Below are 16,432 nucleotides of genomic sequence, written 5' to 3'. Positions count from 1 at the left end.
AAACCATTTTCCCTAAAATATATTTATTTAGTTTGGAAAATGGTTATTAAAGATAAGAAAAACAAAAAGTTTTTATTTTACTACTTTTACCCATTGATAAGGATCAATGACATTTCCGAATTGAATGTCAATCAAACTTTTACGAAGGTCTTGGGTAATTTTTCCTGATTTACCTTCATTTATAATATATTCGCCTTTTGAATTTTTTATTTTTCCAATAGGCGTAATGACAGCGGCAGTGCCACAGGCAAAGATTTCAGAGATTTTTTTTGATTGAATATCGTCAATCAATTGATGGATTGAATATTTTTCCTGTTTAACGGTCAGTCCCTTATCTTTTGCTAAGGTAATAAGAGAATCACGAGTGACCCCAGGTAGAATGGTTCCACTTAAGGGGGGGGTTAGTAAAGTTTCATCTTTGAATACAAAAAAGATATTCATCCCTCCCATTTCCTCAATCCATTTATGCTCTACAGAATCAAGAAAAATAAGTTGGTCACATTGATTTTTTGTAGCTTCCTGTTGGGCGGCAAGGCTGGCTGCATAATTTCCACCACATTTAACCTCTCCAGTTCCACCGGGGGCCGCCCTTGTATAGAATTCAGAAACCCATACAGATACAGATTGTGCATCTTTGGAAAAATAGGAACCGGCTGGCGAGGCAATCAGCATAAACAGATATTCCGGGGAAGGTTTAACACCAAGATAAGGTTTACTGGCAATCATGAAAGGACGGAGATATAGAGAACCTATCTCCTGGTCTGGGATCCAGTTCTTTTCCACTTTAACAAATTCATTTATGGCTTGTAAATAGAGTGATTCAGGAAGTTGGGCCATGGCAAGCCTTTTGGCCGAATTGGCAAAACGTTTTGCGTTGGCTTCTGGTCTGAATAAAAGAATACGACCATCATTTGCCTTATAGGCCTTCATGCCTTCGAATATTTCTTGTGCATAATGAAAAACGCAAACGGCAGGATCCAAACTAATTGGTCCGTAAGTCTTGATTTCCGCATCATGCCATTTTTTTTCATCATTATAATGAATTACCAACATATGGTCTGTGAATTTTTGCCCAAAACCAGGTTTTTTTAAAATTGCCTCACGTTCCTTTTTTGACAGGCTGTTTGGATTTTGGGAGAATTTAATCGGAAATTGTTTTCCGGAATTCATTTTCTTATCTTTCTTTTATCTTTAGTTTTAAGTAATTTTGTTACAAAATATACAACAGCAAAATAGATTGTTATGCAAGTTGTTTTCAGTAAAATTTTAATATGGATCTATTATAAAATATAAATCAAAAACAATTCTTTGTTATGATAATGTAAATTATAACAAAACAGAATTCGCTTTGTTATAATCTCAATAACATTAATTATTCCATATGATAGAAAGCAACAGGCATGGTTCAAAAAAGTCTTGACGATTTAAAAAACAAGTCATTGTTCAAACAGCAATGTTTCATTGATGGTCAATGGTTGAATGCAGATAATGGTCAAGTAATTCAGGTTGTCAATCCTGCAACTGATGAAATTATTGGAACTGTTCCGAAAATGGGTGGTAACGAAACAAAAAAGGCTATTAAAGCCGCACAAACCGCCCAGATTGCGTGGCGAAAAAAAACCGCAAAAGAGCGATCTGTCATTTTGCGTCGTTGGTATGAATTAATGGAAGAAAACAAGGATGATCTTGCATTAATTCTCACACTTGAACAGGGGAAGCCTTTGGCGGAGGCTAAGGGGGAAATTCAATATGGCGCGTCTTATCTGGAATGGTTTGCCGAAGAGGCAAAAAGGGTTTATGGCGATACTATTCCCGGACACGCGGCAGATAAACGGATTTCGGTTATCAAACAACCAATTGGGGTTACGGCAGCAATTACCCCCTGGAATTTTCCCAACGCGATGATTACCCGCAAGGCTGGTCCAGCATTGGCAGTTGGATGTTCAATGGTACTTAAACCCGCAAGTATGACCCCTTACTCTGCCTTGGCCTTGGGTGTGCTTGCTGAAGAAGCTGGATTACCGCCAGGGGTTTTCAATATCATTACAGGATCCTCAGGGGAAATTGGTGGAGAGTTGACCACTAATCCAATAGTTCGTAAACTAACCTTTACAGGATCAACAGAAATTGGCGCTCAATTAATACAGGAATCAGCTGGTACGGTAAAAAAATTATCAATGGAATTGGGGGGGAATGCACCCTTCATCGTTTTTGAAGATGCAGATATTGATGCGGCGGTGGAAGGGGCAATGATGTCCAAATATCGAAATGCGGGTCAAACTTGTGTCTGTGCAAATCGATTTTATGTTCATGATTCAGTTTATGATCAATTTATTGAAAAATTTAAACATGCCGTTACCAAACTCAAGGTTGGCAATGGATTGAATAAAGATGTAACCATTGGCCCCTTGATTGATCGAAATGCCTTGAAAAAGGTGAAAGATCATATTGATGATGCTGTAAATAAAGGCGCAACTGTTGTCATGGGTGGTGAAGCTCTTGAGGGATGTTTTTTCGAGCCGACAATTTTATCGAATGTACCATTTAATGCACTGGTTTCGAAAGAGGAAACTTTTGGACCTTTGGCGCCTGTATATCGCTTTGAAACTGAAGAAGAGGTTATTCATCTGGCCAATGATACGGAATTTGGTTTGGCATCATATTTTTATGCCAATAATATTTCAAGAATAACACGTGTATCAGAAGCCTTGGAATACGGGATTGTGGGAATTAATACTGGTTTGATCTCAAATGAAATGGCACCTTTTGGCGGAATAAAGGCATCAGGTCTTGGAAGGGAAGGTTCCAAATATGGTATAGATGATTATCTTGAAATCAAATATTTATGCTTGGGTATTCACCTGTAAATTAGATTAGACAAGATTAAGGATTAACACGAATTCTAATCCTTAATTATAGTTTTTATAAATTATTCCAGGGTTTTGTGCGCAAGTGCAATTGCTGCCTCTTTTGATGTGGCAACAGCTATGAACAATCCCTTGTGAACGAATTTCGCCCCTTGAATTCCTGTTTCTTTTTCTAGGTTTTCACCTTCTAGTCCTCCCCAGCTGGCAGGAAACAATCTACGTCGATCGTTTCCGTGCATACGGATCGGAACTGTCCCGACACGCCATTCATTTTCTGCAGGGTAAATTACCAGTTGTGTGTTCCAACCATTGGCAAAAATCGGATATATATGTGGCATCCAGCGAGGCAACATCAAAATACGGTTATCGGGGCTGTTCTTGTATGCTTCTTCACAACAGCTGATGGCTCTGTTACGAGCAAATTCAATATTGAGTTGATAAATCAAAACAGTTTGAACGATTTTACTTGCCTCAAAAAAACGTTCCAGCTGGTTTGACGGGTCGTCGCAATCCCACGCAGGATTGAAAATATTTATGATTGATGAAAAATTTAATCCGTTTTCAGGTTGCATTTTTCCATTATCGATTGCATCTATGGGAATGACTAGCGCTTTTTCAATTACACTATGCGCAACACGATGTGATTTCTCATCCAGGTCAGGGGCTAGTTTTTTAATGACATCCAAGCCAAAAGCGGTCCATATAAGACCGGCAGAACTATAGGGAATAGTTCCTTCCATGTTTTTGGGTGTCTGTTTGATATCTCTTTCAGGAGCACCAATCTGGTGATGGTCAAAATAACGCTTGCCATCAAAAATTCCCCCAACATCAAAAACAATATCAGCTTTTTCAATGATTTCAGGGTTACGTGTTCTTTCCAGCCGAAAGGGTCTATTTTCTAAATCCAATGCAAGAAATAAGGTTGTAAAGGCGAAAACATCGTCAATATGAAAACGTCCGTTATGTGTGACGATTAAAAGTTCCTTTGAATAATCCATCAATCCTTCTGTAAGAGAATCAGAATGAATTGTAGGGGAGTTAGGCATGGGATCTCCTGATCAGTACAAATAAATTAATAACGAAAAAACATAATAAATAAAAACATCATTGGATGCGAGCGATTAATTAGGATTTCATACAGAATATTTTATATGAATTCTAATTATGAAAATATTCAGACTATAAATCTTAATCGATTTTACAAAAACGATATTGGATCGATATCCACAGTTATTTTTACGTTTTTTTTGGGTTTAATTGGATCCAACCATTGATGTAGGATCGGCTGTATGGCGATGGATTTATGTGTTCTTAACAATAAACGCTGTCGATAACGGTTACGAAGCAGAGATAGGGGAGCTGGGGCAGGTCCCAAAACGATGACCCCATCTCGGCTGGGTGCATTTAGACCGAGTTCTTGAGCTGTTTCCAAAGCATCCTGATTTGTATCTGCACTTACGATTATGGCGGCTAATCGACCGTAAGGAGGCCAAAATCCGGCTTTACGCTCATGCGCCTCTTCGATCATGAATTGATTGAAATCACCTTTGATTAACGTCTCCATTACGGGATGATCTGTTAAAAAACTTTGAATTATAACTGTACCGGGAAATCTGGCTCGACCGGCTCTACCCCCGACCTGATGCAATAACTGTAATGTTTTTTCAGCCGCACGTAAATCTGCGCCGGTTAATCCCAAATCGGCATCTATAACTCCAACAAGAGTAAGATCAGGGAAATGCCATCCCTTGGCAACAATTTGGGTGCCGATAATAAGGTTGACTTGTTTTCGTATGATTTTGCGAACGGCTTCGGCTGTCATTTTGGGGCTGTTTAAACGGTCACTGGACATGACAAGGATTTTTGCGTCAGGAAAGGTAATTCTTGCCTCTTCGGTAATGCGTTCAATTCCAGGACCAATGGGAACCAGACTATTCTTGGTATTGCAATGGGGACATTCCAGCGGAACGGGTATAGAATAATCGCAATGATGACATACCAGTTTTCTAGTGCTGCGATGCTCAACCAACCATGCTGAACAATGTGGACATTCAAGACGGTAACCACAAGCACGGCATAAAGTTAAAGGGGCGTAACCGCGCCTGTTCAAAAAAAACAAGACCTGTTCGTTTTTGTCAAGTTTTTCCTGTGTTGCCTTTACAAGAGGTGGTGACAGGAAATGTCCTTTTTCTGGTGGATGTATTTTCATGTCAACCAGTTTGGTTCGTGGCATGATAGCCCCACCATGTCGTTTGGTTAAGGTGAGATGAAAATATTTTCCCTGATGCGCATTTATCAGGGTTTCCATTGAAGGGGTGGCGGAAACCAAAATAATAGGACACGAGGATAGTTTAGCCCTGACAATGGCCATATCTCTGGCATTATAGATAACACCTTCCTCCTGTTTGAAGGAAGATTCGTGTTCCTCGTCCACAATTATCAATCCCAGATCATAAAAAGGGAGAAATAGGGCGGATCTCGCGCCAACTAACACGAAAACTTCATTTTTTAATATAGCCATCCAGGTTTGTTTACGGTGTTTTAAACCTAGATCGGAATGCCATAGTGCAGGATTTACGCCAAAACGTTTGTAAAACCGGTTGGTCCATTGAGCTGACAAAGCGATTTCTGGCAATAAAACCAGAACTTGTTTATTCTGTTCGATGCAGGAAGCTATGGCTTGCATATAAACTTCTGTTTTTCCTGAACCGGTAATGCCTTGCAGTAAAGTTACAGAAAATTTTTTCTTATCGACTTGTTTCGTTAAAAAAGTTGTTGCTTTGGTTTGTTCTTCGGAAAGGTTAGGTTGATGAAAATTGGGATCAGGTTTCGAAAATTGCGTAAAATTGGTAAGGGGTTGTTTGAAAATGCCCCCTGATTTTTCCAGTCCATAAATAACCGAAGGTTTTATATGTAAATTTTCTGTCAATTCCCTTGTTGTATAGGCTTGATCTGGAATATTCATGAAATCCAGAATTTTTTTTCTTTTTTCGGTAATTTTTAAGTTTGTTGGCAAAGGTGAAGTTTTTATCCATCCATATTCTTTTTTTAAGGGAACGGTGAGAGTTCTGATATTACGGATTGCCATTGCCAGAACCGAACCTGATTCCGTAAAATTGTAATTTGCCATCCAATCAATGAATTGCATTAAAACTCTCGGTAAGGGCTGAATGGGTAAAATGGAAATAATTTCTTTTAATTTTCTTTTTTCTTTTTTGGAGGTGGATAATAAAGACAAATTGCCTGATAGAACGTGATCTTGCCAGACAACCCCTATTTCCTTACGTTGATTGAGCGGTACAATAACCAGGGTACCAGGAATGATTTTTTCCACTTTTAGGTCGTGTGGAATTATATAATCAAAAGGTTCCTTGAATGGGTAAGGAAGAAGAACCGGGACTGTTTTACGGTAAGATAGAGGCATATCAGATAAAATATCAGGATTCATTTGACAAACTCAATTGAAATTGAGGCAAAATCTTATTTTACGAGGATAGTATAGCATTGTTTGAAACTATATGTTCTGGATTTAAGATAAAATATATCTCTAGAATGAATTAAAACTATAATCATAAAATATTAGACATAAATTGGGATCTACATGATTAAAAATATTTTAACAATTGCTGGAACCGATCCAAGTGGAGGGGCGGGAATCCAGGCTGATATCAAAACTTTTTCCGCATTGGGAACCTATGCAATGTCAGTTATAACGGCGGTTGTTGCGCAAAACACCCAAGGGGTAAGATCTTTTCAGATTATGGATCCTAAAATGGTTGCAGATCAGATCGATGCGATTTTTCAGGATATCCATGTTGACGCTGTCAAAATCGGAATGCTTGGCAATGAGCTTATTGTCAGGATTGTAGCCCAGAAACTGAGAGAATATAATGTTGCCAAGGTCGTTATTGATCCTGTCATGGTGGCAAAAAGCGGTGATCATTTGATCAATGATGCGGCAGTTAATTCATTGAAGGACGAACTATTTCCTCTTGCCACGCTTATTACCCCGAATATCCCGGAGGCATGTGTTTTATTGAATAGAAATGATCCAATAACAATGCTGGAAATGAAAGAGGAGGCACAGAAATTACTTTCATTTGGATCTCATTGGGTTTTGTTAAAAGGGGGACATCTCGAGGGATTTAACTGTTTAGATGTATTATGTAACAAGAATGAAATTTTCGATTATGAGGATGAAAGAGTGCTGACAAATAATAATCACGGTACAGGATGCACGTTGTCTTCTGCCATAACAGCCTTGATTCCCGTTATGGAAATTCCTGATGCGGTCAGAGAGGCCAAGACTTATCTAGGGCATGCACTTAAGGCTGGCAATCAGCTGCAAGTGGGTAAGGGACATGGGCCGGTCAATCATTTTTACAGAATATGGAATTTATAATAAATTATCATTTCAGTGACAGAATCGTGTTGAAAAGGATCCAATCATGCTGGCAGAAGATTATTTAAAGCATTTCTTGAAATGGATGAGGGACAGTCAAAGAGCCTCATCTAATAGTATTATTGCCTATCAACAAGATTTAACCCTTTTTTTACAATTTTTTGCAAATTATAGGGGTAAAGAAATAACCGGGCATGATCTTGCCGATCTTTCATATAAGGATGTCAGAGCATGGATGGCGGATGAAAATAACAAAGCCCTTAAAAGTCATTATCTTGGTCAGGGTCGACATACGCAAGATGCCGCAATCCGTACACGTAAAAGACGTTTATCCGCATTGCGGTCATTTTATCGCTTTTTGGCAAGGTTTTATTATATTGAGAATAATATTGCTTCATTAATAAAGATTCCAAAGGTCAATCAACCTTTACCTCATCCATTGACGGAAAAAGAGGCTTCAGAGTTGACTAGGAATATTGCGATTGTTGATCAGTTCCCAATGACTCAAAATCGTGACATCGCTTTATTTACATTGTTGTATGGTTGTGGTTTGCGGTTGTCTGAAGCCTTATCCTTAAATTGGGGGGATCTCAGAAATGCAGATCTGACCCGTGAGGGTGCAACCCTAAGGATAACCGGTAAAGGAAATAAGGAACGACTTGTGCCGATTTTGTCCTATGTGGCTGAGGCATTAATAAAATGGGAAAAACATTACCCTTTTATGATAAAATCTCAATCACCAGTTTTTGTCGGTGTTAAAGGCAAAAGGTTAAATCCATCGATTGCCCAAAAAAATATGCGTGAATACAGACGCATGACGGGATTGTCAGAATTGGCAACACCTCATGCTCTACGTCATTCATTTGCCACCCATATTTTACAAAACGGAGGAGATTTAAGAACAATACAGATGTTGTTAGGACATGCAAGCCTGTCTACAACGCAGCGTTATACATTGATGGATGAATCTCATTTACTGGAAGTATGGAATAAAGCCCATCCCAAAGCGAATATAAATAGAAAAATATGAAAAAACTCATTCTGACATTTTATTTTTTTACAGGCTTATGGTCTTTTGATTCAGCCAAAGCCGAAAGGAATTTATGCAGTTATGAAAAAATTGCGCAAATTCCTCTCAGAAATATAGGAGGATATATAATAGGGGATTTTCAAATTAATGGACAAATGGTTTCCCTGATTATTGACACAGGTTCAGAAGGAAGTCTTATTTCTTTGGATGGAGCTTCAAGGCTGCATTTACCTGTGGATCCAGGCCAAAAAACAATAATACTGGGTTCAAAAGGGGGAAGTAAAACAGTACAAAATGTTTTTATCCGAAATATGCACATAGGAACGTACAATCTGGGCGCTTTATCTATACCAGTTGGTAATTTACCTCAATTTCCTAGAATTAAACCTGCCATTTCAGGATTGATCGGTGGAGATATATTATCAAATTTTGATGTTGAATTTTCATTAAAAACAGGAAAGCTGAATTTATGGGAGGTGAACAGCCATTCATTATTATGTATGGTACCACCTTTTTGGCAAGAAAAAGGTCATATTACTGATTTGGACAAAAAAGGTTTTCGTGTGTTTACAAAGATAAGAATTGATCAGTTTCCCCTAGAAGCCCTAATTGACAGTGGTGCACGATCCCGAATAGTTGCCCTTCAAAAAGTAAAAGAAATGGGAATTCATGAAGATGAGCTGGCCACACGTCCGGGTGGACTGGCAAGCTCGATTGGTTCAAAAGAGGTTGTTTATCACTGGTATCAATTTAAGCGTTTCGAAATTGGTGGACAGGTTGAAATCAAACCTACATTGACCGTATCCCCATTGCATGATGAAGCAGATATGCTGATTGGTTCAGACTGGTTTGCACTAAATAAAATATGGATATCCTATAAACGGGAAAAATTGTATTTTATAAATAATAAAGAAGAATAATTATTTTCCTTTTGGCAAAAACCAAAAGATAAAAGAGCTGAAAAGTGTCGTTATACCCAACCAAAACCATGTAAAATGAAAATGTATTGCAGGAGCGGAATTGGGATGCAAAGATTGATCTACATTTAAAAGTATTGCAGAGACGGCAACACCAGAAGCCATGGAAAGTTGCATGACTGTGGATAATAAACCGCTTCCTGAAGGTTGTTTACTAAAAGATAGATCAATAACGGTAACTGTATTCATGGCTGTAAATTGAATGGAATTTATAAATCCAGTAATGAGCATTAGAACAATCAATAATGTCCAGCTGGATGAACTTGTTACAGTTACATACGAAATATATGAAAAACTGAGCAATATAGTGTTGATAAACAGAAAACGTCGGTAACCGGTCTGTCTTATAATCTGATCGACGAAAGATTTTCCTACAAAAGAAGCAATGGCCAATGGTAACATTGCAAAACCACATTTTACGGGTGAAAGTCCCAATAGAATTTGTAACATCAATGGCAGCATGAATGGCACGGCGCCGCATCCGATACGTGCAACGATGTTACCCAAAATTCCAATTGTGAAGCTTCTTACTTTAAAAAGGTTGTGATGAAATAAGGGGTGTTTATGATTATAGGATTTTATCCAGTAAAATATCATTAAAAGGATGCCCAGAATAAGAATCAGGGTTGGAATTTTAAATTGTTTTGTTTCACTAAATAGACTGAGTGCATAGGTAAGAAAGGCTATTGAAATGGCAAATATTCCGTACCCTGTATAATCCATTTTAATTGATTTATCCTTGATATCGGGAAAAATTCGTAAGGCAAATATAATTCCAAGAATACCGAAGGGTATATTGATTAAAAATATTAGAGACCAATGAAAATAAGAAGTGATCATCCCCCCAACAATGGGACCGATCAAGGGACCAGTCAAAGCGGGAAGGGTTACCATACTTAATGCTTTTACCAGTTCGTCTTTGGAAAAGGTCTGGATAATTGCCAATCGACCGATCGGCAGCATAAGTGCTCCTCCAGAACCCTGAATAATCCTTGCGATTAACAATTCATTCAAGTTATGGGAAAGTCCGCATAAAAGAGAGCCAGATGTAAAAATTGCCAGTGAAAGACAAAAAATTATGCGACATCCATGTTTTTGGCATAGATATCCCGTAAGAGGAATAAATAGGGATCCAGCCACCATATAATAAATAATGATATTTTTCGTTTTGAATAAAGGTGTGTTAAAAAAATTGGATAAGTAGGGAATTATTGTATTGACGGCAGTTGAATCAAGTGCAGCCATGAAAAATGATATTGCTGCGACAATGGGTAAAAACCGTTTTTGATTGTTTTCAATCGGAATGTTCATGATTATTAATATACCTAGTAATTTAGGTACGGTATTTGATTTATATAGTCAAGATATGAAACTTAATAAATATAATGTTCAATCATACTCAGAATATTATTTATTTTTTAATTGGTTGAAATTTATATTTAAATAGATTTTCAAAATTATTTCATAAAAATTCGGTCGTTAAAACAATTCAATTATTTATTTTTTATTTTATAATAGCTGTTATAGTTTAATCTATCAATTTGTGTCCTAATATTTCTCAGGGGATTGAGAATCATATGTCTCGTATCATCACTTTAATTCCTGACAGTGGAATACAGTTTTGGTCTATAAAAATTCCTGTTGCGCAATTAAAAAATGTTCATTGCTGGTTTTGGGAAGAGCGTAATGGTGAATATGATGATGGTACACCACGTTATATCTTGCATTCCCTTAGGGAGGATCCCGAAACAGGTGTGTTGAGGGATGTTCAATCCGGTCAGGTTCCACCTGAAAATCAGATTTATGAGGTTTCCTGGAAAGGGATGATGCAAATGTTTCTGCATCAATGGATACCCTTGCCTTTTTTTGCGCTCATATCGGGTGAAGAAACAGGTAATGAGCATTTTCGAAATGGACCGGCAAATTGGGTACGTGGATATCTTACACAGATAAGGGAGGATTTGTATCAATTTGATCTTGTATTCGATACAAGTTTGCAAACACAGGATAATAATGAAATTTATAATGCACCCACTATAGAAGATAGCCAAAGACAGGACTGTTATAAATTCGTTTCTAATTTTACTGATGTGGCATGGTTTTTGAATGAAGGATGGGTTGGTGATTGGCTTTTGAAAATCAAACAGGAAAATGTTGTCAATAGTTCTTTATATGAAGAACGATATTGTTGGCATTATGCCGTCTATCAGGCATTCCTACAGATTTTAACCTCCTTGCAAACCTTACCATCAGTGCATTTGCTGGATGGTGGTAAGGGAATAACATCACAAGTCCCGGTTGAGGTAGACCTAATTCTGGATTTGGGAAATTCAAGGAGCTGTGGAATTTTAGTTGAGGATCATCCGGGACAGGATGTTAATTTTTCAAATAGCTATCCTTTGATTCTTAGAGATCTTTCACGTCCCAATCTTAAATATGACAAACCATTTCCAAGCTGTATAGAATTTGCTCGTGCAAATTTTGGAAGTGATCTTCTCTCTCGTCGTTCCGGAAGGGTGTCTGCCTTTTATTGGCCAAGTCCGGTCAGGGTCGGTTATGAGGCAGCACATTTGGCAGGGACAAGAATTGGAAATGAAGGTATAACCGGTATTACATCTCCTAAAAGATATATATGGGATACGCGTTTATCTTTACAAAACTGGCGTTACAATAGCCGTTCCATGGGTATTTCGGGCAGAATAATTGATCCTCCAGTTACGGGGGCATTTATGGCAATGATTTCACCGGATGGTCGTGTTTTGACTGAGGAGGAACGTTTAATAGGGGAGAATATCACCACACAACCAAATTTTTCACGGAGTTCATTATTTACCTTTATGCTTGTGGAAATTTTGTTTCAAGCGAGATTACAGATGAACTCGCCTCAAAATCGTGAACAAAGACAAAATAAAACTTTAATGAGACATCTTCGGTCTGTAACATTGACTTTACCTCCCGGTATGCCGGTAGCGGAACAGAAAATCTTACGTAATCGTGCGATTGCAGCCATTGATTTATATTGCGAAATGCTGGGTATATCTACAAATGAACGGCCAAAAATTCACACGCATCTTGATGAGGCAACAGCAACCCAAATCGTTTGGTTATATAACGAGATTACCGAACGTCTCGGTGGAAATGTGGATGAGTTCATGCAATTAAACGGTCATGTCGATAAAGATAGGGAAACTGATAACCGGATACCGAAAATTAGGATAGCAAGCTTGGATATTGGAGGTGGAACGACTGACTTGATGATAAGTTCCTATTCTGTGCCTGTGGGTGAGACAATTTGTCCACATCAGGAATTTAGGGAAAGCTTTAAAATAGCAGGGGATGATATTCTTGAACATATCATAACGCATATCATTTTACCCATAATGGAAAATTCCCTACGTAAAGCGGGGGTAATTGACACCCAGGCATTTTTTAGTTCCGCCATTGGACAGGACTGGGGAGGGCAATCAGAACAGGAGCGTCATTTAAGACAGCTTTTTGTCAATAATGTTTTGGAACCGGTTGCATTGGCAATATTGTCCCGTTATGAAAATGTAATTGATCGAACAATCGATATACTTGATGCATTCCATATTGGCGATGTTCTTGGTGAGGACAAGGAAAATATCGAGCGATCCCAAAATTACATTCAGACTCTTGCCAAAAAGGCAGGAGCAGAAAATTTTAAAATAACCGACTTGGAAATCATAGCCAAGGTGCAACAGGTTGAGGCCTCGATCACATATGTTATGGGTGATGTCATAGCGAAATTGTGCGAAGCAATTTGGACCTATGATTGTGATGTCTTGTTGATATCAGGTAGACCTTCAAGATTACGCAGAATTGTTGATATGATTATGGCCGCCATGCCGGTTCCGGTTCACCGTATTATAGGTATGTACCATTATCGTGTTGGTGCATATTATCCTTTCCGTGATGCTCAGAACCGTATAAGTGATCCAAAAACCACCGTTGTAGTTGGTGCATCTTTATGTTTGCAAGCGGAAGGGAAGTTACAGAATTTTGTATTACGATCACGTGATTTGCATATGTATTCCACTGTACGTTTTATTGGTCGTTTGGAAAAAAATGGTCAGTTGAGGAATAAAAATGTTTGGCTTTCAAATATAGATTTACCCGAAAGGAAACCTCAAGAAGATGTAGGTTTCAAGATTGATGATTTTGAAAATACCACCAAGATTGGTTTTCGTCAGCTTGGAATTGAAAGATGGCCAGCGTCGCCATTATATGTTTTGGAAATAAATAATTTCAATGCTCTGAATAAAATTGCCCTGCCTTTGACGGTAACAATTAAGCGTCAGGATATCGATCAAGAAAAGGAAAATCTAAAAAATGATTATTCAGATCGCGAACAATTCAGGATTGTTGAAATAACAGATCGGAATGGCGAGCAATATCCCACCCGACTTTTGGTCTTGAGATTGCAAACCATGATGAATTCCGAAGGTTATTGGCGTGATACAGGTCGCTTTACCTTAGCCTAGAGAAAGATTATTTAATATGCCAAACGATATTCAAGAAATGACCAGGCATCTACAAAAAAGAACCGGGAATGTATTATGTTCTGCTGATATGGCTTTACACTGGTTTGAAGATAATCCAAAAGCCATTAGGGGAGATGGGGATGCAGTCAAATATACCCTTAGGCGATTTCGTCGGCAGGCCAGACAACTTGACAATGCTGCTTACCAGCCACCTGCCGTGGCGGTTTTTGGAGCGTCTCAGGCTGGTAAATCCTATCTTGTTTCAAGTTTGGCGACAAAACCAAGACAGGCATTGATAGCGTATTATCAAAAAGAAAATCTTAATTTCTTAACGGATATGAATCCACAAGGTGGTAATGAATCAACGGGGCTTGTATCTCGTTTTACAACGCGGAAAATTGACGTTATTGATGAAAATATGCCTGTTCCATTACGATTGTTGTCAGCGGTTGATGTCATAAAAATATTGACCAATACATCAATTGAGGATTTTAAGACAAAAGATGCCGAAATTGACGATCAGTCACTACAGAATTTGTTTCATTCCATGAAACCTTTTATGCAAGACAAGATCATTAATTCAATTATAGATATTGATGATATAGAGGTTCTATATGAATATTTAAAAAAACAATATCCCGATCATCATAGATTTGAAAAATTAAGAGAAATTTACTGGCAGCAACTGAGGGAAACCGTTCCGTATATTCCAGCTCATGAATCGGCTGTCTTGTTTTCACCATTATGGAACAATCTGGGACAATTTACTAATTTAGGAAGAAATTTATTTACAGTTTTAGGAAATTTGGGAAAAACGGAAAATGTCTATTGCTCTACAGAAGCACTGAAGCCAAGAGAAAAAAGTATATTGAATGTTGAAACCCTATTCACGCTTGGAATGAATTCCCAGGATAAAATTACCGTTTTGACTTCAAAAGGGGAAAGACAATCAATTGACCGTTCAATTGTAACGGCATTGACGGCAGAATTAACCGTTCCAATAGGAAGTGATGCTCCATGGGCATTTCTCAAGGAAACGGATTTGCTTGATTTTCCTGGCGCAAGATCAAGAGAAATGATTTACGATCCACAAGCGTTTCTCCAGGCACCAGAAGCTTTGGGACGTTTATTTCTTCGGGGAAAGGTGGCCTATCTTTTTCAACGCTATGAAGCCGAACGTGAAATTTCGGCAATGTTATTGTGTATTGGTGATTCCATACAGAATGTTTCAACCCTGCCAGGCATGATTGATGGATGGGTAAGAAACAGTATCGGTGCGACGGAAGAAGAACGTAATAGACAAAGAGATAATTTGTTTGTTGTTTTGACAAAATTTGATCGGGAGTTTGAACAAAAAGCAGGAGAATCTCCTTCATCAAGCACAAGATGGACAGCCAGAATTAATGCAAGTCTAATTGACTTTTTTAAAACGTGCAGTTGGATCGAGAATTGGAGAGATAATCATCCTTTCAATAATCTTTACTGGTTACGCAGTCCCTCTATAAGTTTTCCAGCTGTTATGGATTATGCGGTCATTAACGGACATAAGCAAGAAGCTGGAATTGCGGAACGGGCAAAAAAACTAGTTGAAACGATGAAACAGGCTTATTTGAGTAATCCTGAAATCAAGCGTTATGTGGCTGATCCTGAAAAGGCATGGAATGCTGTTTTGCAGCCAAATGATGGAGGTATCACCTATCTTGCCGGTGCATTGGGAAAAGTATGTGACGCACGGTTAAAAGTTGAACAGATTAATGGACAGATCGAACATCTTGCTGTTAACCTGGCACGTTTTATTTCACCTTATTATCATAGTGGTAATACGGAAGAAGCTATCAAAAAGGCTTCATCAGAGGCTCAATCAATAGCTCTTTCATTGATGCAATCCGTCAAATCACAAATGTTTGGATCTTTGTTACGGTCACTCCAGGTTAGGCGAGAGGATATGATGGAAGCATGGCATAGTATGGAAATGCAGCTTTCCAACCAGAGATTGTTGATCGGTCGAACAAGTGATGTAGACGATCTTTTTCAAGATATGTTTCCAGATGCCGATTTATCGGATCAAAAACAGGAAAAAGAAGTGGATACGGGACAGGCAAAAGATCGTCATGAACAATATGCCGATTTAGTATTGTCCAAATGGAATCATATTATGGATGATTTTTCTCGTAATGATCAGGTTGAACAGCATTTTTATATTTCAACAGAACAATTAACCGCATTAACGGCAGAGATATCCTTGCTTGCAAGACGGTTAAATCTCAGGGATAGGCTCGCTGAACAATTAAGACGCAATGCGGCGCTTTTCACCAGTGGTTCATTAAAGGGTGAAACACAGGTTTTGTTGGCAGAAATGGAAATTGGTAATTTTGTTTATTATTTGGGTTATCATTCCGTACCATTATCCGAAAGACCCATGACAAGAGGATTAAAGGGTGAGCATCATGTATTCGAACCAAGAGAGGCACCCAATGATATATTGATTTTACCTGAACATCCCGTTCCATATCACGAACGTTTTGTTCGAGATTGGATTTCAGCCATGGTACAGCGATTTGAAGAAAATGCTGGCGCGTCCAGTCTTGATGGAATTGATCCAGCTGCAAATGAAGCTCTGGGGCGTATCATAACCGTATTAAAAGGTTTATAAA

Annotated in this window: 10 protein-coding genes; 6 read left to right on the top strand and 4 right to left on the bottom strand. The window is 38.4% G+C overall.

The window, feature by feature from the left end:
• Positions 1–72: 72 nt before the first annotated feature.
• Positions 73–1,170: a branched-chain amino acid aminotransferase gene (locus GM552_RS04910; protein ID WP_155565530.1), complete on the bottom strand. Its 1,098-nt coding sequence runs from the start codon at positions 1,168–1,170 to the stop codon at positions 73–75.
• Positions 1,171–1,400: 230 nt separating this feature from the next.
• Here GM552_RS04910 and gabD point away from each other — a divergent pair, with 230 nt between their 5' ends.
• Positions 1,401–2,867: an NADP-dependent succinate-semialdehyde dehydrogenase gene (gabD, locus tag GM552_RS04905; RefSeq protein WP_155565529.1), complete on the top strand. Its 1,467-nt coding sequence runs from the start codon at positions 1,401–1,403 to the stop codon at positions 2,865–2,867.
• A gap of 62 nt (positions 2,868–2,929) precedes the next feature.
• Here gabD and GM552_RS04900 read toward each other — a convergent pair whose 3' ends face one another.
• Together GM552_RS04900 and GM552_RS04895 are read right to left on the bottom strand one after the other, a co-directional pair.
• Entirely contained in the window at positions 2,930–3,913 is a 984-nt protein-coding gene (locus tag GM552_RS04900) for an MYG1 family protein (RefSeq protein WP_155565528.1), read from the bottom strand.
• Between the two features lie 152 nt (positions 3,914–4,065).
• On the bottom strand, positions 4,066–6,315 hold the full coding sequence (locus tag GM552_RS04895; RefSeq protein WP_230882758.1) for a primosomal protein N': 2,250 nt from the start codon (positions 6,313–6,315) through the stop codon (positions 4,066–4,068).
• 153 nt (positions 6,316–6,468) lie between these two features.
• Between GM552_RS04895 and thiD the strand changes: the two genes are divergently transcribed.
• From thiD to GM552_RS04880, 3 genes are read left to right on the top strand one after another with little or no spacing between them, the layout of a single operon-like run.
• On the top strand, positions 6,469–7,269 hold the full coding sequence (thiD, locus tag GM552_RS04890; RefSeq protein WP_155565527.1) for a bifunctional hydroxymethylpyrimidine kinase/phosphomethylpyrimidine kinase: 801 nt from the start codon (positions 6,469–6,471) through the stop codon (positions 7,267–7,269).
• A gap of 46 nt (positions 7,270–7,315) precedes the next feature.
• Positions 7,316–8,299, top strand: coding sequence for a tyrosine recombinase XerC (locus tag GM552_RS04885; RefSeq protein WP_155565526.1), 984 nt, complete (start codon positions 7,316–7,318; stop codon positions 8,297–8,299).
• A complete protein-coding gene (locus tag GM552_RS04880) occupies positions 8,296–9,219 on the top strand; it encodes a retroviral-like aspartic protease family protein (RefSeq protein ID WP_155565525.1) in 924 nt (307 codons plus the stop codon). The genes GM552_RS04885 and GM552_RS04880 overlap by 4 nt, the downstream gene beginning before the upstream one ends.
• On the opposite strand, the gene GM552_RS04875 is transcribed toward GM552_RS04880, so the two are convergent.
• Entirely contained in the window at positions 9,220–10,587 is a 1,368-nt protein-coding gene (locus GM552_RS04875) for an MFS transporter (RefSeq protein WP_155565524.1), read from the bottom strand.
• Between the two features lie 266 nt (positions 10,588–10,853).
• Between GM552_RS04875 and GM552_RS04870 the strand changes: the two genes are divergently transcribed.
• Both GM552_RS04870 and GM552_RS04865 read left to right on the top strand, forming a co-directional pair.
• Positions 10,854–13,778, top strand: coding sequence for a virulence factor SrfB (locus tag GM552_RS04870; protein ID WP_155565523.1), 2,925 nt, complete (start codon positions 10,854–10,856; stop codon positions 13,776–13,778).
• A 16-nt stretch (positions 13,779–13,794) separates the two neighbouring features.
• Positions 13,795–16,431 carry a virulence factor SrfC family protein gene (locus GM552_RS04865; RefSeq protein ID WP_155565522.1) on the top strand — a complete coding sequence of 879 codons (2,637 nt, stop codon included), beginning with the start codon at positions 13,795–13,797 and terminating at the stop codon, positions 16,429–16,431.
• Position 16,432: the final 1 nt, after the last annotated feature.

The organism is Commensalibacter sp. ESL0382 (assembly GCF_009725775.1).
Lineage (GTDB): Bacteria > Pseudomonadota > Alphaproteobacteria > Acetobacterales > Acetobacteraceae > Commensalibacter > Commensalibacter melissae.
This window is presented reverse-complemented; position numbering and strand designations above follow the sequence as displayed.

Coding starts and splice junctions, on each gene's coding strand:
- GM552_RS04910 (WP_155565530.1), bottom strand. CDS start 1,170: ATGAATTCCGGAAAACAATTTCCGATTAAATTCTCCCAAAATCCAAAC.
- gabD (WP_155565529.1), top strand. CDS start 1,401: ATGGTTCAAAAAAGTCTTGACGATTTAAAAAACAAGTCATTGTTCAAA.
- GM552_RS04900 (WP_155565528.1), bottom strand. CDS start 3,913: ATGCCTAACTCCCCTACAATTCATTCTGATTCTCTTACAGAAGGATTG.
- GM552_RS04895 (WP_230882758.1), bottom strand. CDS start 6,315: ATGAATCCTGATATTTTATCTGATATGCCTCTATCTTACCGTAAAACA.
- thiD (WP_155565527.1), top strand. CDS start 6,469: ATGATTAAAAATATTTTAACAATTGCTGGAACCGATCCAAGTGGAGGG.
- GM552_RS04885 (WP_155565526.1), top strand. CDS start 7,316: ATGCTGGCAGAAGATTATTTAAAGCATTTCTTGAAATGGATGAGGGAC.
- GM552_RS04880 (WP_155565525.1), top strand. CDS start 8,296: ATGAAAAAACTCATTCTGACATTTTATTTTTTTACAGGCTTATGGTCT.
- GM552_RS04875 (WP_155565524.1), bottom strand. CDS start 10,587: ATGAACATTCCGATTGAAAACAATCAAAAACGGTTTTTACCCATTGTC.
- GM552_RS04870 (WP_155565523.1), top strand. CDS start 10,854: ATGTCTCGTATCATCACTTTAATTCCTGACAGTGGAATACAGTTTTGG.
- GM552_RS04865 (WP_155565522.1), top strand. CDS start 13,795: ATGCCAAACGATATTCAAGAAATGACCAGGCATCTACAAAAAAGAACC.